Origin of the sequence: Microcoleus asticus IPMA8, from assembly GCF_013179805.1 — a bacterium.
GTDB classification, from domain to species: domain Bacteria; phylum Cyanobacteriota; class Cyanobacteriia; order Cyanobacteriales; family Microcoleaceae; genus Microcoleus; species Microcoleus asticus.
The window spans coordinates 1-20,076 of sequence record NZ_SRRZ01000033.1; the positions used below are offsets into that span (position 1 = coordinate 1).

Annotated in this window: 15 protein-coding genes; 7 read left to right on the forward strand and 8 right to left on the reverse strand. The window is 46.4% G+C overall.

What is annotated here, in order from left to right; translation table 11 throughout:
* Positions 1-203: 203 nt before the first annotated feature.
* Positions 204-1,004, reverse strand: coding sequence for a circadian clock KaiB family protein (locus E5S67_RS11135; protein ID WP_172187105.1), 801 nt, complete (start codon positions 1,002-1,004; stop codon positions 204-206).
* Between the two features lie 61 nt (positions 1,005-1,065).
* Entirely contained in the window at positions 1,066-2,334 is a 1,269-nt protein-coding gene (locus E5S67_RS11140; RefSeq protein ID WP_172187176.1) for a type IV pilus twitching motility protein PilT, read from the reverse strand.
* A 305-nt stretch (positions 2,335-2,639) separates the two neighbouring features.
* On the opposite strand from E5S67_RS11140, the gene E5S67_RS11145 reads away from it, so the two are divergent.
* The 5 genes from E5S67_RS11145 (at position 2,640) to E5S67_RS11165 (ending at position 12,644) form a co-directional block, all read left to right on the forward strand.
* Entirely contained in the window at positions 2,640-4,037 is a 1,398-nt protein-coding gene (locus E5S67_RS11145; RefSeq protein WP_172187106.1) for an amidase, read from the forward strand.
* A 298-nt stretch (positions 4,038-4,335) separates the two neighbouring features.
* Positions 4,336-7,089 (forward strand): Vgb family protein, encoded by a 2,754-nt coding sequence (locus tag E5S67_RS11150; RefSeq protein WP_172187107.1) that lies wholly within the window; start codon positions 4,336-4,338, stop codon positions 7,087-7,089.
* Positions 7,090-7,648: 559 nt separating this feature from the next.
* A complete protein-coding gene (locus E5S67_RS11155) occupies positions 7,649-9,652 on the forward strand; it encodes a cation:proton antiporter domain-containing protein (protein WP_172187108.1) in 2,004 nt (667 codons plus the stop codon).
* Positions 9,653-10,354: 702 nt separating this feature from the next.
* Positions 10,355-12,016: an alpha/beta hydrolase gene (locus E5S67_RS11160; protein ID WP_172187109.1), complete on the forward strand. Its 1,662-nt coding sequence runs from the start codon at positions 10,355-10,357 to the stop codon at positions 12,014-12,016.
* A gap of 403 nt (positions 12,017-12,419) precedes the next feature.
* Positions 12,420-12,644, forward strand: a complete 225-nt coding sequence (locus E5S67_RS11165; RefSeq protein ID WP_172187111.1) for a hypothetical protein — start codon at positions 12,420-12,422, stop codon at positions 12,642-12,644.
* A 295-nt stretch (positions 12,645-12,939) separates the two neighbouring features.
* Here E5S67_RS11165 and ilvC read toward each other — a convergent pair whose 3' ends face one another.
* A complete protein-coding gene (ilvC, locus tag E5S67_RS11170) occupies positions 12,940-13,989 on the reverse strand; it encodes a ketol-acid reductoisomerase (RefSeq protein WP_172187113.1) in 1,050 nt (349 codons plus the stop codon).
* A gap of 308 nt (positions 13,990-14,297) precedes the next feature.
* Here ilvC and gloA2 point away from each other — a divergent pair, with 308 nt between their 5' ends.
* Positions 14,298-14,684 carry an SMU1112c/YaeR family gloxylase I-like metalloprotein gene (gene gloA2, locus E5S67_RS11175; RefSeq protein ID WP_172187115.1) on the forward strand — a complete coding sequence of 129 codons (387 nt, stop codon included), beginning with the start codon at positions 14,298-14,300 and terminating at the stop codon, positions 14,682-14,684.
* Between the two features lie 42 nt (positions 14,685-14,726).
* On the forward strand, positions 14,727-16,019 hold the full coding sequence (locus tag E5S67_RS11180; protein ID WP_172187117.1) for an endonuclease/exonuclease/phosphatase family protein: 1,293 nt from the start codon (positions 14,727-14,729) through the stop codon (positions 16,017-16,019).
* A gap of 35 nt (positions 16,020-16,054) precedes the next feature.
* Here the strand turns inward: E5S67_RS11180 and E5S67_RS11185 are convergent, their stop codons facing one another.
* From E5S67_RS11185 to E5S67_RS11205, 5 genes are all read right to left on the reverse strand, one after another.
* Positions 16,055-16,258 carry a VOC family protein gene (locus E5S67_RS11185; RefSeq protein ID WP_216670358.1) on the reverse strand — a complete coding sequence of 68 codons (204 nt, stop codon included), beginning with the start codon at positions 16,256-16,258 and terminating at the stop codon, positions 16,055-16,057.
* Between the two features lie 166 nt (positions 16,259-16,424).
* The gene (locus tag E5S67_RS11190) at positions 16,425-17,489 is read right to left on the reverse strand and encodes an aldo/keto reductase (protein ID WP_172187121.1); all 1,065 of its coding nucleotides are present in this window, start codon (positions 17,487-17,489) and stop codon (positions 16,425-16,427) included.
* Between the two features lie 71 nt (positions 17,490-17,560).
* Positions 17,561-18,085, reverse strand: coding sequence for a DUF1772 domain-containing protein (locus E5S67_RS11195; RefSeq protein WP_172187123.1), 525 nt, complete (start codon positions 18,083-18,085; stop codon positions 17,561-17,563).
* A 183-nt stretch (positions 18,086-18,268) separates the two neighbouring features.
* A complete protein-coding gene (locus E5S67_RS11200; RefSeq protein WP_172187125.1) occupies positions 18,269-18,682 on the reverse strand; it encodes a hypothetical protein in 414 nt (137 codons plus the stop codon).
* Positions 18,683-18,882: 200 nt separating this feature from the next.
* Positions 18,883-20,067, reverse strand: coding sequence for an L-dopachrome tautomerase-related protein (locus tag E5S67_RS11205; RefSeq protein ID WP_172187127.1), 1,185 nt, complete (start codon positions 20,065-20,067; stop codon positions 18,883-18,885).
* Between the last annotated feature and the right edge of the window lie 9 nt (positions 20,068-20,076).

Sequence of the window (20,076 nt, forward strand, 5' to 3'; positions counted from 1 at the left end):
AATTGATACAAAAAAAACTTATCTTTAACCGAGCTTGAATATATCGATCACTCTTGTTATTGATTTGCGATCGATTATTCAGCAAGCCCTAATTATGGACTAATGAGGGGCATGGTCTTTCAGAGTATTTGTACTCATCGCATAAGTGTTATGCTCCCGGGCTACTCAACGCGCGATCGCCAGTATTAAATCTTCGCCCAAATCTAAAATTCCGAATATCTCAGCAGCCGCATTATTTTTTCATCATCGTTCAATTCGCCGACAATTCGCCGCACGGGTTTCGGCCAGATTTTAATCAAAGTAGGAGTTGCTGAAATCTGATCTGCCTCAGCTTGTTCTGGATGTTTTAAAACATCAATTACTTTCAAAGTGTAGGGACGATCGAGGCATTGCTCTAAGAACTGGTGTAAAGTTTCGAGGGTGCGTTCGGTGCTGGGATTGCTGCCGGAAACAAAGAGGCGCAAAACGTACCCTTGAGTTTGTGGTGGTGGGGTGAGTGCTGTTTGTTTGGGAAGCGGAGTCTGCTGCGATTGCGGGAAGGATGAGGGAGATACGATCGAACCGATCGAGTCCGATCGAGCTTCGGGGCTGGCATACTGTACAACTAAGTCGTGATTTTCCCAAAGTTCGGGGAATTGTTGGTGATAAGTAGCGATCGCCATCGGTTCGCACATTTCTTCGCTGCGGGGGTGCCACACTAAGTCGCCAGTCCCAAAAATGGCATTCAGCAGGGTTTGATGTCGCAGCACCGGGGGGTAAGCCTCGGCAGCAACCCGCACCTGCCGATCGCCTGGATCGAGCCAGCAGTCAACGGTTGCGGTATAGCAAGGTATCAGAAAATGCGGCGGTTCCGACAAACCGAGGATCTCCTGTAGAGCTACGCACAACTGCAAGTGCCACCGAGTTTGCTTGCGGGAGTCTATGCAATAGATTAAGTCTCCCCCGGGTGTAAACAGCGCAATGCCTTTGAAAAATTCTGGCAAAATCGGGCGATCGACTTTCAAGGAAGTACACCAATTAAAGTTAACAGTTAACAGTTAACTGTTAACTGTTAACACTCCACCTTTAGACTCGACCTCGGAGCATCTGAGCCATTTCGTTCGGGAACGGCGAGTTCTCTACACAAAGTTCTTCAGTAATCCGACCTTCTTGATAAAGACCGTAGAGCGACTTATTCATCGTCGTCATGCCTTCATAAGTATCTTTGATCATGATTTGATTGATTTCCTCATTCTGGCCCTTGAGAATGTATTCCTTAACCACGTCGGTATTGATCATAACGTCGTGGAAAGCAGCCCGCTTCCCGTCTGTGGTTTTGCACAGCAGTTGAGCAATAATCGCCACTAGGGATTCGGAAATTGAAACCCGTATGGCATCCTGTTCTTCCGCCCCGAACATATCAAGAATCCGGTTCAGGGTCTTAACGGCACTGTTGGTGTGCAGGGTTCCTGCAACTAAGTGACCGGTTTGAGAGGCTTTGAGGGCGATTTCCACCGTCTCTCTGTCCCGAATTTCTCCTACTAGCAGCATATCCGGGTCTTGTCGCAGAGCGCCTTTGAGAGCGCTCATAAACTTGAGGGTGTGCCTGCCGACTTCCCGGTGCTTGATCAAGGATTTTTTGCTTTCGTGTACGAATTCTACGGGGTCTTCGATCGTGATGATGTTGTAGGCTTTATTCTTATTGATGTAGTCGATCATCGCGGCCAAGGTGGTAGACTTACCCGAACCTGTCGGGCCTGTCACCAAAATGAGCCCTTTGTGGTAGCCGCATATTTTCCTAAATACCTCCGGCAGTTTCAATTCCTCCAGTGTCATTATTTTGGCAGGAATTAGCCGCAGCACCATTGCCGGGCCGGCCAAGGAGTCCATGCAACTGATCCGAATGCGGACGAACCCGAAGTCGAAAGCGCCGTCAAAGTCTAGAGTTTTTTGGAAAATTTCAATTTCTTCATCGCTCATGCACTCCCGCAACCAGCCAAAAAACGTATCTAAATCCGTCGGTGGATAGCCGATGTCGGCAATCTCGCCCCGGGTGCGGAAGCGGGGAACTTCGTTTACTCCGAGGTGAAGGTCGGATACTCCTTCTTCTTTGGCTCGGATTACTAGCTCTTTCAAAGTCGGAACTCCGCCGCTGCTAGAGTTCGGGTTTTTAGGTGTGGCGAAGGATTGCGGCGGCGGTGCTGGTGCTGGTGCTGGTGCTGGTGCCGGCGGCGGTGCTGGTGGCATTCCTGCTGCTCTGGGGGGCATCCCTGGAGCTGGAGGGCGGGGTATTCCGGGCAGTGGGGGAGCTCCGGGTACGGGCGGGCGAGGAGCTGGCGGATGCTGTTGTGTCATATGCGCTACCTTAAGTTGGTGAGAAGGCTGACTCGAACAGATGATTTGTGGGAGTTGGACAATGCCGATCGCCATTGTGCGGGTCTTGCACAAAAGCTTGACTGTTCTACTCAGTCTATCCTAAGAGGGAGTCATAATGCTTCACTAATAAGGAAATATTATGCCAATTGGAGGATGCGAGCGCTCTCGCTCTACGGCGGAATATGGATTTTCTACATTTTTGGAGAATTTTTTTAATGAAAAGAGTTTTCCGCAACCAGTAAGTATAAATTGATACTTTAGCCCACTATTAAGGACTTAAACCGATGAATTCTGTCGATCGGGCTTTTACTCCAGCTCTGGAGTTGGCGGAGTCGATCCGCACCCTGGAAGTGTCGCCTTTAGAAATTGTCAATCTCTACTTGGAACGGATCGATCGATTAAACCCCGAGCTGGGCAGTTATTTTACTGTAACGGCCGAGCGGGCGATCGCCCTGGCTAAATCTCAAACCGAAAAACTAGCTGGGTTAAACAAGCCACAGGAATTGCCACCTTTTTTCGGAGTGCCGATCGCCATTAAAGACTTGACACCCGTTACCGGCGTTCCCTGTACCTACGGCACTCAGGCTTTGCTGGGTAACATCTCTGCCTACGACGAGTCAGTAGTCTGGCGGATCAAAGCAGCGGGATTTAACATTCTGGGGAAAACAGCAACCTCTCAAATTGGCTCATTACCTTACACCGAACCAGAAGGTTTCCCACCGGCGCGCAATCCCTGGAATTTAGACTATACGCCCGGAGGTTCCAGCGGAGGCTCAGCGGCGGCTGTAGCAGCGGGTTTGTGCGCGATCGCCCAAGGTTCAGACGGCGGCGGTTCGATTCGAGGCCCAGCTTCCTGCTGCGGTTTAGTAGGCATTAAACCGTCGCGGGGGCGAGTTTCCTGGGCACCTGTCGGAGATTACCTCAGTGGCATTTCTGCCAACGGCCCACTGGCGCGCACTGTAGCTGACGCCGCCGCACTTTTGGACGTGATGTCAGGCTACACAACAGGCGATCCGTACTGGCTACCCGATTCAAATCCGACGTTTCTAGAGGCTTCCCGTCAAAAGTCGAGCAAACTGCGAATCGCTTTTTCTACCACTATTTCCCCTGTGGGCGAGGCTTCGGCTACCTGTCAGCAAGCGGTACTCGAAACAGTAAAATTATTGACAGATTTGGGTCATGATGTCGAACCTGGATGCCCGGATTTTACGGGTTTAATCGAACCATTTATCGCAATTTGGCAGTCGGGGGCGGCGGCAAGCGGCATTCCAGGCCCTGCTTTGGAACCGATGAATCGCTGGCTGTTAGAAAGAACTATTTCGGCTGGGGAATATTTGCGGGCGGTGAATCAAATGCAGGTTATTTCACGGCGGATTGTGGGATTCTTTGAAAAATTTGATGTGTTAGTTTTGCCGACTTATCTGCACTCCCCCATCCGGGTTGGGGAGTGGGCGGATTTGAGTTTTGAAGAAACTTTGCAGCGGATCATTCATTGGATTGCTCCTTGTCCGCCGTTTAATGCTAGCGGTTTGCCTGCGATCGCACTTCCTGCTATTTTAGATGACAACGGCTTGCCCGTGGGAATTCAAATTATCGGGCGGCCGGCGGCGGAAGCAACTTTAATTGCTTTAGCGGCGCAGATGGAAGCGGCGAAACCTTTCCCGGTTTTAGATTTTAAATAGGGAAGAGCAAGGGATAAAAGCACGTTTCCCTTTTTTATGGGTATGCCAAATCAGGATTTGTCCGCGGGGAACAAGAAATCCGGTTTTTGGCATAAATTTCTATTGACTGTTGACTGTTTGACATTTGAACAATACCGATGCAACGGCAAACGAGAGGATTGAGAAAGGGGACAAATTTCAGGTTGAATTCTTGTAAAATATAAGGTACTTCTTATTAAATTACTTGAATTTTTTGGGAAAGAGTGTAAAATTTAGTCAAATTCATTCTAGGTCGCGGGTGTATCAAAAAAAATAGCCTATGTTTAAGACAGCAGGACTGTTTGAAGAAAACCCTATTCAGGGAAATGTTGCGGGTGTTTCAGCGGAAATAGTAGACTTATTCAGTAATTTCGATCGCTTAAATCGGATCGGCAAAATTGCCGTCGGCGATACCAATGGTTTATTTGATACCAGCTACGATTTGACTCAAAAACCCGATTGGCCGGCTGCTGCGACTGGTAGTGCGATCGACCTTTTTGAGCCATTCACCGACTTCGGTCTCCAATCGTCAGGAGGCGACAATCTTAAAGTTGATAGTAGTCTAAAATCCCAGACGGCTGTCTCCACTCAAGCTCAGACAGACGAACTGACAGGGATGGATTTTGCTGTTGGCGATAGTGGTGGCGGGCCAGAACTCACCCTATCCCAAACTTCTTCCCTATTTCCTGATGAAAACTGGGCTTTCAATTTTACAGATTACACCATCGAACACCAAGGTTTAAACACCCTAAACCTCAAAGTTGGTTACGGATTAAAACCGGGAATTACCCAGAACGAATATCCCGATTTTGTACCCATTTACCAAAGTATTGATAACTTCCTAGTTAACTACCCGAACGAAACAGATTTTTGGGAAATTGTTAACAAAAATTTGACGGAAAAGGTGCTTAATGAAAATCCGGTACTGACAGATGTTACGATTCAACTTGAAGTTTTGCCAACGGAGATATTGCCCTACGAGCTAGCAAGTACAGTTTTCCGCAGTCGTTCCGGTCAAATCAAAGAAGATGCTAATTTTTCCTTAAAAGACTACGCAATCAATCACCAAGGATTAAATACGCTCAATCTCGATGTCGCTTACCAGTATAAGCCGGGAATCGCTCCTAATGAATATCCCGATTTCGTGCCAATATACAATAGCATTGATAATTTTTTAACCACCTATCCGAACGAAACAGATTTTTGGGAAATTGTCAATAAAAACTTAACTCAAAATATCCTAAACGAAAATCCTGCCTTGGCGGCAATTAAGATAGATTTCAACGTTTTGCCAAGCCAAAACGTGCCCTACAACCAAACCAGCAAAGTTACTCGCACTCAAGCCAGCAATCCTCAAGGAACTTTCCTAGTTGGCAATAGCAGGGGAAATAATGTACTTCGGTTTGACGGCAATACCGGCAATTTTCTAGGCGAATTTATTCCAGCGGGAAGCGGCGGTTTGTCCAATCCAGATACGATCGTTTTTGGGCCAGATGGCAACGGCGATGATAAGTCGGACATTTACGTTAGTAGCGGCGAAAAGCCCGGAAATTCGGGAGAACCGACAGCATCTGCGGTATTGCGGTATGACGGAATTACGGGCGCATTTATTGACAAGTTTGTCGGCGATAATCCGAACACGGCGGTCGATGAAACTGGCGGATTGTTTCGCCCTTACGGTTTAGCTTTTGGCCCTGACGGTAATTTTTATGTCAGCAGTTTTTTGAGGGACCAAATTATCCGATATAACGGCAAAACAGGACAGTTTATTGATGTATTTGCTTCGGGAAATCAGCAAGCGGGAGGATTGAATGGCCCGAACGGTTTACTGTTTGCTCCTGACGGCAATTTGTATGTGACAACGCAGGGGAGTGTTGCGAGCAACGGTAAAGCAGATTTTAGCGCAAGTTTCCCCAGTCAGGTGCTGCGCTACAACCCGCAAACCCGGCAGTCAAGTATCTTTGCTTCGCCCGATCCTTCACCTCGGAGTCAGGGATTTGCAAGTCTTTTGGGAATGGCAATCGGGCCCGCTGACGGCGACCTTTATGTCAGCGATTTTGCTAACGATATCAGGCGCTACAATTTAAAAAGTGGGGAATTGGTCAAGGTTTTATCTACCAATTATACTGATACTTCGCCCAGTAGCAATTATGTAGGTAGTTTGGCCTTTTCGCCGATCGGCAATTTGTTTGCAGTTGGCTTTGACAACCGCGCTAATGCTAACGGTGCCGGCGCGGTTTTGCGGTATAACGGCCAGACTGACGAACCGCTGCCAATATCGGGGAATCCGGGGTCGAGTAACAGTTCTATTTTTGTCCCTCCCGACAGCAAGCTAGAGCGTCCAATAGGAATTGCTTTCTTTCCGTCCGATGCTCAACTGACGGAGAAATGGAATTTTACATTGACAAATTACCCAATTAATCATCAAGGGTTAAACAACCTGAATATTGATGTAAATTATAAGTACCAAGAGGGGATTCAAAATTATCAGTATCCTGATTTTGTGCCTATTTACAAGAGCATTGACAATCTTTTAGTTAACTACCCGAACGAAACAGATTTTTGGGAAATTGTCAACAAAAATCTGACCGAAAAAGTGCTTTCTGACAATCCGGCAATTTTGTCTGTGACGGTTAATTTGGACGTTTTACCGACCAACCAATTGCCTTACGAGCGCAGCAGTACCGTTACTCGCACTCAAGATCGTAAATTAGGCGAAGCCTGGGATTTCAAGCTTCCTAATTACTCGATCGATCACCAGGGTTTGAATAACCTCAATATTGATGTCAAATATCAGTACAAACCAGGAATTACGCAGGATGAGTATCCCGACTTTGTGCCGATTTACAAAAGCATCGACAGTTTCTTGACTAATTATCCCAATGAAACGGATTTCTGGGAAATTCTTAATAAAAGTTTGACGCAAAAGCTGCTAGCCGAAAATCCGGCTTTGGATTCGTTGCAAATTAATCTGGAGGTTTTGCCGACAAACAGATTGCCTTACGAGCGAGCTAGTATTGTGTCAATCGCTTAGCCTATAATTGAAAATTAGATGGACAAATCTTGACAACAAATACATACTTAGCTACCGTAAGGGTACGGTTAAGTAGGTTGCGTAAAAATATGGTTTTTTCGCGTCTAAGACTAACCCATTTAAATAGTCTGTTGTGATGAAAACCCCGGTTTTTTTAAGAAACCGGATTTCTGAATTAGGAGCGAGTTTGCCAAGCTGCATCTGGGGATATATGTCTGTGTCCCTTGCATTTGATACCTAAATAGTGGTGGACGCAAATAGGAGCAAAAACCTGGTTTCGGCGTTAACGTCGATCGCTCACAACCTGTTATTTTGACTCTTAATCGGCTTTTTGTGCCTCCAGACAAAAATATAGTTTTTTTAATCGGAGTTCGCGATCCACCCAATTTCTAGTCATCAAACCCATATTTTACCAATAAACCGACTTACTCGCGCCCAGTCCTACTTATTACCAATTACGCTGTAATATATTGAGAATACCTCTTTAGATTGATAGACATTTTGATTATTTCCTTTTAAATATGGTAGCAGTTCGCTGCCAATATTTAGGGTGAAATTTATGTTAACTTCCGGGCCAATTACCGCCCCCGTTCCCGTTTTTCTAGTTCTTTTAGCAATCATGCTACTCGCGCCGCTGTTATTTGAGCGCTTGCGATTGCCGGGAATAGTCGGTTTAATTATTGCTGGCGTAATTGTCGGGCCCAACGGTCTAAATTTGCTGCAACGAGACGCTACTATTGTTTTGTTAGGTACTGTAGGATTGCTGTTTTTGATGTTCCTAGCGGGACTGGAAACTAGCCTCGACGACCTCAAACTGAATGCGGACAAAGCTGTCATATTTGGGCTGGCTACTTTTTCGCTACCGATGATATTGGGGACGGGAGCGATGCTGCTGTTGGGATATAGCTGGCTGGCTTCAATTTTAGTCGCTTCTTGTTTCGCTACGCACACACTTTTAGCGCTGCCAATTCTCACCAAATTGGGATTGATGCGAACTCAGACTATTACTACGACTTTGGGCGGGACTTTAATTACGAATGTGTTGGGGCTGTTGGTGCTGGCAATTGTTGTCAAAGCTTTCAAAGGAAATCTCACTCTCGATTTTTGGCTGGTTCTGATTCCATCTCTTGCTATCTACACTTTTGGTACTTTGTGGGGAGTCCCCAAAATCGGTCGCTGGTTTTTTAAGAAATTCGGACATGACGAAAATGCCGAATTTATATTTGTATTGGCTACCCTGTTTGTAGTTTCTTACGCAGCAGAACTAATTGAGATTGAGGCAATTATTGGTGCGTTTCTCTCGGGAATTGCCATTACTCAAATTATTCCGAAAATGAGTCCGCTGATGAATCGGATTGAGTTTATTGGCAATACGCTGTTTGTGCCGTTTTTTCTGATTTCTGTGGGGATGTTAATTGACCCGCTAATTTTGGTGAAGCAGCCGCAGTCTTTGTTGGTGGCTGCGGTGATGATTTTAGCAGAGGTGGTGAGCAAGTTTTTGGCAGCTTGGCTACCGGGGAAATTATTTCGTTTTGAGTTTCCGAACATTATGGTAATGTTCGGTCTGTCTGTTGCTCAAGCTGCTTCTACTTTGGCGGCGATTACGGTTGCTTTTGACATTAAATTGGTCGATCGCGTAACGGTGAACGGCATCATTGCCATGATTTTAGTAACTTGTGTCGCTTCTCCTTGGATTGTATCTCGGTGGGGTCAACAAATGCAGCAGCCGGGGTCGAGTTTGCCGACTGGTACTTCGGGAAAGAATTCATGGGGAGATCGAGTTTTAGTGCCTGTTGCTAATCCGAGTACGGAAGATAATTTGCTGCGTTTGGCTTTGATTTTAGCAAAAAGCTCTCAGGGAACTTTGCTGCCACTGCATATTTTGTCCGATCGCGGGGAAGCAATTTCGCCCGCAGATAAAATGCAGCAAACTCAACTTTTGACGGCTGCGGAAACTGTGGCCCATGCTGCTGCTTGTGCGGTTGAACCGATCGCGAGGATAGATGATGCGATCGATCGCGGAATCCTGCGGAGTGCAACCGAACGCGAGGCTAGTTTAATAGTTTGCGGTTGGAAGGGATTTTCCACGACTCGCGACAATTTTTTTGGCAGCATCATTGACAATGTGGTAAGGCGATCGCCCGTACCCGTACTGATTGCTCGATTTCCCGATCCTATCCAGAATACAGCCAGAGTTATTTTGGCGGTCACTGACAGCGAGTTAACTCAGTTTGGATTTCAGGAAACGGTGGATATTGCTAAAAGTTTGGCCGACGAACTCAAGGCGACTTTGCAAGTGGTGTTGGTGACAACAAAACGGGAAAAAAGCAACAAAAGTGCGGCGGAGGTGGAAATTCTTTCTGAGATACCGGTAAATCGGGTGCGGGGAAATTTTATCAAGCTAGTTTCGCAGCAGTTGTTAGAACACGATTTGCTGATTTTAACAGCAATTTCTCACCAACAGAAATTGTGGGAACAACCGGGAGCTCTTAAAGAACCGGAAGCGATCGCTCGGGCTCACCCAGATATTTCCATGCTTGTTGTTTATTTTCCTGTATCTTGAGGAAGATTTTAACCGCAGATGATGTTCTGTATCTGGATTCATCTGCGGTTAAGATTTAATCCTAATGCAACGGAATTGCTAGGATAAATTCCGTTGCTTTCCCCGGTTCGGAAATACACTCGGTTTACCGTATTTTTCGGTAAGAATTTTATAGCGAATCTATAATACCAATTCGGTACTTTTCCCTTGCAGCAATTGGGCTTAATACATTAAGTAAATGGCTATCTTCCTTTGCTTGGCAATTCTATGTAATGAGTTCTCGAACTCCAAGTTTAGCTTTATAGGCGGGCAGGATTCCCACCCCACAAGCTTTTAAACAGACAGCAGCTTATACCATTTGTGCTTTTAGATTAAAGGATTGGGAATGACTGATGACCGTCTGGTTTGGAGCTTACCTACAGTTGCATTATTGTTTTTTTAACTGGTATTAGCAAATATAAAAGTATAAATAGAGACGGATAAAATTAAAACCTCTTTTCACTCCCCAAGTTTGTATTTTTACGGCTGCTGATTAAAAAATCATTCAACTCCTCATCATCATTAGCACCGACAACAGAAGTGCAATTAGGTGCGGAATGGGCGATCGGGAAGTAAATATGCCCAGAGGGCTTGACGATCGCGCCTCAAGTTAGACAATTTTTCGGCATAGGGGAAAATTTTGAGAATATGGTGATATATCTCCTCTAGTTCAATAAGGTAAAAATGAGCATCAGACCAGCTTTCAGATGGTTTTCTTCGGTGGCGAGTGTTTTGGGTTCGATCGCGATGGGTACTTTCAGTGCTGTGACATCTACTGTAAAACCGGCAGAAACGGTTGTTGTTGTCCGCAAAGGTATTTTAGAATTGTCAATATCGGTTGCAGATTTGCGCGAACTCGCAGAAACAGGGAAAGTCCCCGAAAAACTGCAAGCTTACGCCAATCTCCTGTCCTCCGAACAGCGGAGTCAAATCTTTCGAGCGCTGCAAGCAAAAATTCCCCTAAATGTAGTCGGCCTGAGCAACTTGCTAAATACCGGCATCGGCACTGCAATCCTGACGGATTTGACTACAGTCATACCCAGGCGCGACGGTGCCGGTGTGGAAGCGCTGCGATCGGCTCTGGTGCTGGGAGCCAAAGCCCCGGAAGGCTTATCGGTATTGAGTTTCATTGAATCTTATCCCAGCTCGCGCTTAGTGGTGGATCTCGATCGAGCTTTCGCTGTTTTGGGAAATTTGAACGTAAGTTTTTGGCAAACTCAGCGGTTTATGACGGCGATCGCACCTCAGTTAGCAGCGGTTAAACCTGCCCTGAACCTGCCTTTCGACCCGAGCCAGCGCGGCCCTAATTGCGTGCGGGTAAGGGCGCTAGATTTGAACGATAGCGCCCGCAATCGACCTATTCCGGTTGATGTCTACTGGTCGAGAGCTGCGACCGCCGACAAACCGACGATCGTCTTTTCTCACGGTTTGGGTTCTGTGCGCACGGATTTGCGCTACTTAGCCGAGCATTTGGCGTCTCACGGCTATGTGGTAGCAGCTTTAGAACATCCGGGAAGCAATGAAACGAATACTAATGCTGCGATCGCGGGTAAGTCTCCCTTGCTAGCTCCTCAAGAGTTTTTAGACCGTCCCAAAGACATCAGTTTTGTGCTCGACGAACTGACAAAATTGAACCAAACTGATGATAATTTGCAGGGGAAAATCGCGATCGACCGATCGGTAATTATTGGCTATTCCTTCGGCGGCGCTACAGCCTTGTCCTTGGCCGGTGCCGAACTGCAATTGAGCGGACTCAAACAAAGGTGTCAGGGGGATTTGATGGGGTTCAGCTTGGGCGAAGGCATTCAGTGCGCCGCGGCCGCATTGCCTGCTGAACGCTATCAATTGCGGGATGCGAGGATTAAAAGGGCGATCGCCATGAATCCGATCGCATCATTATTATTTGGAGAAACGGGTTTAAGTGCAATTCAAATTCCCACCTTAATAGTAGCATCTTCTGCCGACAAAACAACTCCCGCCTTAGCCGAACAAATTGCCTGCTTTCCGAAAATTCCATCTCCTAAATGGCTAGTCGGTTTTGTAGGAGGAACCCACTTAAGCGTCAAAGATCCGAGTACAACTTTAGACCAAGTTCGCAGGCCTAGTACAGGAATTACTGGCGATGAACTTGTCGGCGACCAAGCTGTTAGCATACGCAATTATATTAAAGCTGTAAGTTTGGCCACGGCCGCTCAACTAACGGCAGAAGCTGACAAATATGCAGTTTTTCTAACATCAGAATACGCGCAATTTGCTTCCACACCGGCAATCCCTGTGCGGCTGGTAACAGAAATTTCCCCGGAAATTAATGCAGTCGTGCAAACTTTTATTCAAGGGAATAAGTAGTCATTAGTCATTAGTCATTAGTCATTAGTCATTAGCTAATAACTAAGGGTTAAGACTTGTACTAAGACGGATAAACCGGGTTTTTCAACAGGAATTACACTTGCATATGTATATTTAGGGTGGGCAATGCCCACCTTATACCAATCCGCACTAAAAACCCCTTTATAAGACTCGGCGATTGAAATCGCACTCTGCACTTGCCTGTCGTCCCTCTCTGCGGACTAATAAATAAAGGAAATATTTAAGCCGGGTGTCGTATTGCGACCTAGCAGCCTTTCCTTTTGTGTGCGCCGCCGCTTAGACCCAGGGTGTATGTTTCTTCTTAAGCTGTTTCTGATATATTTTGTCCGTGCAAGGGCAAAATATAACAAAGCGCTTTCACAAACTCTACTCCCAAACTGCCATGCCTAAAAAAAATTTTATCCCGCTGTTGCTGCTGTTTGCAGTCCTGTTTACCCTTTACGGTGACACTTTAACTTTTCTCCCCAAACCTGTAAGAGATACTAGCGTAGCAAGTCGAAAGTTCTTCGTCGGGTTGTGGCCGAATTGGCTGAGACCGAGAGATTTCAACGAGCAAAGGCAACAGGATATTGATAAATTGCAAAAAAGTCCTAGTCCCAGTCCCTAGTTTTGATTTACTAACAAGAAACCAAGTTTCTCTAACAATACCTAGCCATTTTCTTGTAGGTTGAGTTAAGCAAAGCGAACCCTACGCTTCGCTTCGCCCAACCTTACAATTTTAGATTTTAGATGAGAGATTTTTTATCGACTCTCTAATCTGTAATCGATTAAACTTAAGATTTGAGATTTTCCTCCAAGCGGTAAGGTGCGCAGTGCGCACCCTACATAATTAGGTTCTGCGTTCAGGACTGTTTTAGATTGGTTGTCCCATCTAAAATCTAAAATCTAAAATCTAAAATTGATTAAGCGTGCTTTTTCAACCAGCTAAACATAGCTCGCAAATCTTTACCAACTTCTTCAATAGGATGTTCTGCTTCCTGACGGCGCATGGAGGTAAAGCCCGGTTTGCCGGCTTGGTTTTCCAGAACGAATTCGCGGGCAAATTGGCCGGATTGAATTTCGCTGAGAATTTTGCGCATTTCGGCGCGGGTTTGATCCGTGACGATGCGGGGGCCGCGAGTTAAATCGCCGTATTCTGCGGTATTGGAGATGCTGTCGCGCATTTTGGCGAGGCCTCCTTCTACTACTAAGTCAACGATAAGTTTAACTTCGTGCAAACATTCAAAATAAGCTAATTCCGGTTGGTATCCGGCGTCAACTAAAGTTTCAAATCCAGCTTTAATTAATGCGCTCAAACCGCCGCACAAAACTACTTGTTCGCCAAAAAGATCCGTTTCTGTTTCTTCGCGGAAAGTCGTTTCAAGGATGCCGGCTCTGGTGCCGCCGATACCTTTAGCATAGGCCATTGCCCGATCGCGCGCTTGACCGGAAGCATCTTGATATACTGCAAACAAACTAGGAACACCTTCCCCTTGTTCGTAAGTCCGCCGCACCAAGTGTCCGGGGCCTTTGGGGGCAACCATTACTACGTCTACATTGGCAGGGGGAACAACTTGGCCGAAGTGAATGTTAAAACCGTGAGCAAATGCTAAAACATTTCCTTCTGAAAGGTTCGGTTCGATTTGTTCTTTGTAAATAGTTTTTTGAACTTCATCGGGCAATAAAATCATGATGAAGTCAGCGGCGGCGGCTGCTTTGTCTACCGGGTGAACTGTTAAACCCGCGTCGGTTGCTTTGGCGGCAGATTTGCTACCGGGATACAAACCGACAACGACATTCATGCCGCTGTCTTTGAGGTTGAGGGCGTGGGCGTGTCCTTGGGAACCGTAGCCGATGATAGCAATCGTTTTGTTGGCTAAGAGGTCTAGGTTCGCGTCGGTGTCGTAATACATACGGGCCATAGTGCTTGTCTCCTGAGATGCAAATTGGGTGATATACTGCAAAACTCTCATTTTATCAAAGTAGGGTACTTTTTTTTGCAGAATTTTTCAGATTAAGATTTCGACGGGGGAAAATAAAGGGCGATCGTCCTGAATTTAGCAGGCTTTGTCGCCGAGTCTGCGATCGTCAAATATAATTGTTAATAGCGTGCTGTGCATTTGGAAAAACCTCACATCTTGCACCATTCTCAAGAACAGGCAAGATGCCTGTTTCACAAAGAGTGAATTTTCTCGCTTCACAGGCATCTTGCCTGTTCATAAAAAGCTGATTGAGAATGGTGCAACATCTCAGACAAACGCAACTAACTAACTTTTTTAAGATGAAAATAAAAGCAATACATCATGTCGCGATTATTTGCTCGGATTACGAAGCGTCGAAGAAATTTTATGTAGAAATCTTAGGATGTTCCATTATCAAAGAAACTTTCCGAACCGAGAGGAATTCTTACAAACTAGATTTGCGAGTCGGCAACGGCGACACCATTGAGCTTTTCTCATTTCCCCATCCTCCTGAAAGAGTTAACAATCCTGAAGCTTGCGGTTTGAGACATTTAGCTTTTGCAGTTGAGGACATAGAAGCATCCGTTGCTTACTTAAAATCCCAACAAGTAGAAGTAGAAGAAATTCGCTTTGACGAGATTACTGAAAAACGGTTTACCTTTTTTAGAGATCCAGACAACTTACCGTTAGAAATTTATGAACTTTAGAGCAACAGCCCAGGTAAAAAAGCTTAGCAAGAAAGGGAAATAATGGACAGTATTATCAGAAACACAATCACGATCGGATTGCCTGCTTTAATGCTATTTATAGCTATAGCAGCTACAGGTAAAACAGGTGACGCAGCCGTTTGGTCGGGTTTGGTCAAAGTAGGCGGTTCCTTTGGTATGCTGATCGGTTTAGGTGTGTTGGTATTTGTAGGATTTGTTGCCAATTCGTTTAGTTATTTTGTGATAGATAGCTTGCTGGTGAGATTTTATCAAAAGCGGCGAGAGTTAGAACAGCCAGAACAACTGGTAATAGAAATTGATAAATTGCCGATTACCAACGACCTCAAAATTAAGCTGAAATGGGCGGTAATGCACAGCATACCCAACAAAAACCTTAGCTTAAAGCACGTAATTTTAAAATGGTTTATTATCGCAGCAACTGTAAATGCCCTATTTTCAATAGTCGGTTATTTAGGAAAAATAAACATTTTTTTTGAATTGAGTTCTCATTTTAAACTACAATATCTGCTGGTTAGTTTCTCTACTTTGATATTCTTCGCTCTGGTGCGCTCAAAAAAAAGATGGTTGCTGGTGAGCGCATTTTGCATTATCATTAATTTGGCGGAAATTGTTCCTTGGTACTTTCCAGCGCCAGCATTTGCAGGAGCAACTCCCGCACAAAACTTGCGGATTTTGCATTCAAATGTTTTAACGAATAACCGACGCTATTCTGAGGTGATATCGCTGGTAAAAGCAGAACAACCTGATATCGCGGTTTTTGTAGAAGTCAACCCGTCTTGGGCAAAAGAATTAGCGGTTTTAAGCGAGATATTTCCTTACTCTTGCCGTTATCAAGAATCTGAGAGATTTGGCAGTGCCATCTACAGCAAGCTGCCTTTAGAAAATACTTCTGTTAAAGCCTTTTCCAAGCAAAGAAAGAGCTTGTTGGCGGATGTTCAATTTCAAGGTAAAATCATTTCTCTGATTCTTGCTCATCCGACTGTGCCGATCAAACAGCACAGTTTTATCGATCGCAACCAACAGCTAACAGCCATCGGCGAGTATGCAGCCCAAGTAAAAAATCCGCTAATTGTGGTTGGGGATTTCAATACCACAATGTGGTCGCCATTCTACAAAAATATGGTAAAAACCGGAAACCTGCGAAATGCGCGATCGGGCTTTGGCATTTTACCGACTTGGCCGACTTTTATGCCGCTGGCTTATATTCCGATCGATCACTTTCTAGTCAGCAAAGAAATAGGTGTTTTGAAAATTCGTACTGGCCGAAATGTTGGTTCGGATCATTTGCCATTAATTACAGATTTGGTCATTTGAAAACAGGATTTGATATTTCCTAACAAATTATTGATTCACTTAGGACTAAAGTTAACTGGCAGCATAAAAGTCGATTCCAGTGTGCCATTTGGTCTTAGTCCTAAAAGTAACAACAATGCGAATTTTTGACCTTCAACCGTGATATCCGAAACAGGTTCAAACGAGAGCGCTTTCCTATAGAAATCCTGGGAGCGATCGGCATCTTTCACCATCAATGCAATGGCTCGAATTTTTTGCATTTGTATAGGGGCATTATTCAACAACTTTCGAGTGCTTTATCTAAACTCCAGGCAGCTCCGATCGCAGCCAGATGCGAAAAAACTTGGGGAAGATTTCCCAATTCCTCGCCGCTAGGCTACGTTTGCTCGGCCTCAAGTCTAGATGTGCTAATTAATACAAAAGCACTTATCCTAGCCACGATGGGTTCATTGCGGTACTGTCAAATTGGTTGGTAGTTTTATACAGTTCGTATTGCCCTTTTGCCGCCGCCTCGCGAGTGCGATTCAGCATCGCCGCAACTTGTGCTCGATCCATCGGCTTAAACGTGCGAGCGGCCTCAAACGCTTGATCGAGGAGTTGCATACTATCAATGCCAGTAATCACAACTGAAGTAGGCAGATTCATCGCATAGTGGAGACATTCGATCGGACTTACTGTATTGCTTCTAAGCACGTAAGGGTCGCCCATAGATTTCATCCCCAATACACCTATTTGGTTCTTCACCAGCACCGGCAGAACTTGTTGCTCAAAACTTCTAAAATGAGCATCCATCACGTTTAGCGGCATCTGTACCGCGTCAAAACGGAAATTGTTTTGAGCGGCAATTTCCAGCACTCGTAGATGAACCAAAGGGTCTTTGTGTCCTGTAAACCCGATGTAGCGAATCTTGCCCGCCTTCTGCGCTTCTACTACGGCTTCCATAGCGCCGCCGGGAGCAAAAATGCGATCCGGGTCTTCCATCCGAATAATTTCGTGATGCTGCATCAGGTCGATGCGATCGGTCTGCAACGCCTTCAGCGACTCGTCAATCTGCATCATAGCAGCGCCCTTCGTGCGGCCGTCAATCTTGGTCATCAGGAAGGCCTTTTGCCGGTAGCCATCCTTCAGCGCTTGCCCCATCCAGCGGTGGCTGCGTCCGTTGTGATAATCCCAGGAGTTGTCCATGAAATTGATGCCGCGGTCGATCGCACTGCGAATGAGCTTAATACTTTCTTGCTCCTCTCGAAGCCGTCCGATATGGTGTCCCCCCAAGCCGATCGCAGACACTCGCTCTCCCGTGCGTCCCAGCGTCCTGTAACTCATCTCGCCGCTTTGGGTTTGAGCTTGGGCAACTGCACTTTCAGCGTATACTTGGGTCGGTTCATCTTGAGCTAACAAAGGTTTGAAAAACCCTTCGGAAGCTGCCAGCCCTGCTGCAACTAAACCCGAAGCAGAAGTTACTTTTAACAAATTGCGTCTGCTGATATTCATAAATTTCTCCTTGTAATTCCGTGTGGTTTGAGGATGTTGCAAAAACACTTTTGATGCTGGGCTGCAACCTGTCATCTAGTTAGTTGCGCGATTTCAGGAGTGAGGCGATGATCGTGCGGACGATTCGGCGAAGTCTCACCCAGTAAAGAAATCAGCAGCGCACTGAACCCGATTAAACTAAGAACGAAGTTTGCAGCGTGTGCAGATTCCCACTGGCTACGCAGCCGCAGCCAGTCCGATGGTATAGATTGAGGGGTTGCCTGCTCAATTACAACATTCACAGGCTCGATGAATAGGAAGAAGACCACCGGGAAAGCCAGCGCCAAGCAGATTGTGCCAATTAATGTCCAGTAAAAAACTTGTCGGTGTTTGCGGACAAGGAACGTTAATACGGCTGCCGAGGTCAGCATCCCAAGCGTGATGAACGCACCCGGACCGGGCATTCCAAAGTATCGGTACAGAGTATTTTGGAGCGTCACGTAGAGCGGCCCGTCATACTGCATTTTGGCTGGCAGTTCTAACGCATGGGAGAACTCCAAACCCATGAAAAGTGCAACAAGAATAATAGTAATAAAGCGCCAAATTCTCAGAAACACGGTTAATCCTCTTCTGTTTCATAAAGTAGTTTGTAGGCATTGCCCATAAATCCTTCAAAGTTTAGCGTTTACTACTCTCTTGCGTTAATGACTGGGTAAGCAAAACTGGGCGATATCCGTGAAAGCAGAGCTAAACTTTTACTTTTCCCAACCTCTATCTCAAAGCATCGCCCTCTATTCCTTTCAAAGTTTCAGGTGTGGCAGAAGTTGAGTTGCTAAAAGAAGAATTGGAGCGATGCAGTCTATATCAACTTCGCTACGAAGCTTTTCTTCTAGCTCACCTGCATGAGTATCACTCAACTGAATACGCTGCGAGATTCCTGCATTATTGATTAATAAGTTCAAATTGGGCAAATGAGCAAGAGAAGAGGAGTCGTAGGTATCGAGGTTGGCGATGACCCAACCGCCGTGGAAATAGACAAGCACGGGGAAGGGGCCTTGTCCCTGCAGCTTGTAAATACGCGCCAACAGATCACCCGCTGGGCCTGGTATGAGTTGATGGCTGAGATCGCCAACCATTTCCACTGCAGGTTGTCCGCGTTTGGCAAGCACGCCCATTACTGCATCTGTCGGCGTGGGGTTGTTGCGAGCGTTCATCGGGGACTGTTTCTCAATAGGCGGTGCTTTTTCACAAACTCCTCCAATAAATAATAATGAGCCGTGCGATCGCGTCTTTCCAAAGAACGAGCGCGCTTTGCGTGTTTGAGGCTACTTTTCTAGCATTCCAAGCAACCGCTCGCGCGATCGCCCGGAATGCCAACGCGCTTACTTCACTGGGTGACTGCGGACAGGGTAGTTCACCGCAGTGCTACAGGTTGGGCATTAATCCGAACTCGAAACAGGCTGTAGGGTTTCTGGCGCAAATCCTGACCGTTGTGATACCTGGCTTGGCGATGGAGTTGATTTGCCGTGAAATAAAGATAACCATCCTGCGCCACTGAAAGGGTGTCAGGCCACAGCACTCGCGGGTCATGCACCAGCCGTTCGATCGTGCCGTCTGGCAAACGACGCTGTATCGCATTCTGTTCGTAGTTCGTCAGGTAAATGCGGTTTTGAGCATCCGACTCCAAGCCATCGGAAGCTCCTCCCTTCTCGCCGCGATCCACTACCGTCTTTGCCACCTCTTGGTCAGACAACCGCTCATCCGCTAGCGCATCAACATCAACGCTGTAGAGCCGTCGTCCGGCAAGCGGACAGTAGAACAATTGCTTCCCATCGGCACTAATTGCAATCCCGTCGGCACCCATCTTGATTGGGCTGGGCGGTTGACCCGGTTGACGATTCATAATAGGCATCCCTTCCACACTGGGTAGAAAATTGGGGACTGCTTTCGTGGAAGGATGGTCGTTCAACCGCCGCCAACTTCTGCCGGAGTCCAAGTCAACCACAATAATTCCATTGGGCCCCTTGTCGGACGAGTCGGTGATGAATGCCATTCCAGCCTTACCTCGTCGCAGATCGAAGCGAACATCGTTCAGGTAAGTTGTTGGCAATGCCACATTTGGGGGAAAGACAATGGTTTTGAAAACCTGGTTTTGCTTGAGATCCACTCCGACCAATTTGGCTCCACCGGGCGGAGCTGGTGCAAAGTTGACGCTGCCGGTATCCAAAATCCACAAGCGATCGCGCGGGTCAACCACCACACTTTGAACCGAAAGCAGAGACTTTGATGGGTCGCTTGGGTTCGGGCGATTCATTTCCGGATTAGGATACGCAACAGTCTGACCATTTCTGACTTCGGCAACAGTGTACTCTACGCGATCGCCCCATTTGGGAAAGTTCACGAAGATGCGTCCGCTTTGGGAAACAGTAACACCTGTAGGCATGGGGCCGTTGAAGATCGCGACTGGTTCGATCTCGCCAAGCGTTTGCTCTCTGGGCAGCGTTGTTAGATCGATCTTGGCGGGTTGAGACTGGGCATAAACAGCAGAGCCGAGAAAACCGACGACTGCAAGAAATAGTAGGAGTTTAAGGAGCTTCATAGAATACCT

Bases quoted from the DNA above. Each gene is read 5' to 3' on its own strand.
- E5S67_RS11140 (WP_172187176.1), bottom strand. From the start codon at position 2,334: ATGACACAACAGCATCCGCCAGCTCCTCGCCCGCCCGTACCCGGAGCT.
- E5S67_RS11145 (WP_172187106.1), top strand. From the start codon at position 2,640: ATGAATTCTGTCGATCGGGCTTTTACTCCAGCTCTGGAGTTGGCGGAG.
- E5S67_RS11150 (WP_172187107.1), top strand. From the start codon at position 4,336: ATGTTTAAGACAGCAGGACTGTTTGAAGAAAACCCTATTCAGGGAAAT.
- E5S67_RS11155 (WP_172187108.1), top strand. From the start codon at position 7,649: ATGTTAACTTCCGGGCCAATTACCGCCCCCGTTCCCGTTTTTCTAGTT.
- E5S67_RS11160 (WP_172187109.1), top strand. From the start codon at position 10,355: ATGAGCATCAGACCAGCTTTCAGATGGTTTTCTTCGGTGGCGAGTGTT.
- E5S67_RS11165 (WP_172187111.1), top strand. From the start codon at position 12,420: ATGCCTAAAAAAAATTTTATCCCGCTGTTGCTGCTGTTTGCAGTCCTG.
- ilvC (WP_172187113.1), bottom strand. From the start codon at position 13,989: ATGAGAGTTTTGCAGTATATCACCCAATTTGCATCTCAGGAGACAAGC.
- gloA2 (WP_172187115.1), top strand. From the start codon at position 14,298: ATGAAAATAAAAGCAATACATCATGTCGCGATTATTTGCTCGGATTAC.
- E5S67_RS11180 (WP_172187117.1), top strand. From the start codon at position 14,727: ATGGACAGTATTATCAGAAACACAATCACGATCGGATTGCCTGCTTTA.
- E5S67_RS11185 (WP_216670358.1), bottom strand. From the start codon at position 16,258: ATGCAAAAAATTCGAGCCATTGCATTGATGGTGAAAGATGCCGATCGC.
- E5S67_RS11190 (WP_172187121.1), bottom strand. From the start codon at position 17,489: ATGAATATCAGCAGACGCAATTTGTTAAAAGTAACTTCTGCTTCGGGT.
- E5S67_RS11200 (WP_172187125.1), bottom strand. From the start codon at position 18,682: ATGAACGCTCGCAACAACCCCACGCCGACAGATGCAGTAATGGGCGTG.
- E5S67_RS11205 (WP_172187127.1), bottom strand. From the start codon at position 20,067: ATGAAGCTCCTTAAACTCCTACTATTTCTTGCAGTCGTCGGTTTTCTC.